1 protein-coding gene is annotated in these 830 nt (G+C 69.3%); it reads left to right on the top strand.

The genetic code is table 11. The features are described from left to right. Positions 1–830, top strand: an 830-nt coding sequence (locus tag ABD340_RS47800) for a nucleotide sugar dehydrogenase (protein ID WP_344598860.1), incomplete at both ends; no start/stop codon positions are given.

Here is an 830-nt window from a genome sequence, read left to right as displayed (position 1 = left end):
GCCCAGGCCGGACTGCGCGTGGGCGGCCTGGACCGCGACCCCCGCGTCGTCACCGGCCTGCAAGAAGGCCGCTCCCACATCGACGACGTCACCGACACCGACGTCACCGACATGCTCGCCGCAGGCTTCACCGCCACCACCGACGAAACCATCCTCGACCAGGCCCGCGCCATCGTCATCTGCGTCCCCACCCCCCTGTCGGAAGAGGGCGGACCCGACCTGACCGCCGTCCGCGGCGCCGCCACCACCATCGCCGCCCACCTCACCCCCGGCGCCCTGGTCGTGCTGGAATCCACCACCTACCCCGGCACCACCGACGAGGTCCTGCGCCCCCTGCTGGAGGAAGGCTCGGGCCTGACCGCCGGCACCGACTTCCACCTGGCCTTCTCACCCGAACGCATCGACCCCGGCAACCCCGTCTACGGCGTCGCCAACACCCCCAAGATCGTCGGCGGCCTCACCCCCGCCTGCGCCACCACCGCCGCCGCCCTCTACGGCAAATTCGTCGACCGCGTCGTCCAGGCCAAAGGCACCCGCGAGGCCGAAATGGCCAAACTCCTGGAGAACACCTACCGCCACGTCAACATCGCCCTGGTCAACGAGATGGCCGTCTTCTGCCACGAACTCGGCATCGACCTGTGGGACGCCATCGACTGCGCCGCCACCAAACCCTTCGGCTTCCAACCCTTCCGCCCCGGACCCGGCGTCGGCGGCCACTGCATCCCCATCGACCCCAACTACCTCTCCTACAAAGTCCGCTCCCTGGGCTACCCCTTCCGCTTCGTCGAACTCGCCCAAGAGATCAACGACCGCATGCCCCGCTACATCGT

It is taken from the genome of Actinomadura vinacea (assembly GCF_039532545.1).
Taxonomy (GTDB): Bacteria; Actinomycetota; Actinomycetes; order Streptosporangiales; family Streptosporangiaceae; genus Spirillospora; species Spirillospora vinacea.
The sequence above is the reverse complement of the archived record's forward strand: the minus strand, read 5'-3'. Positions and strand labels throughout refer to the sequence as shown.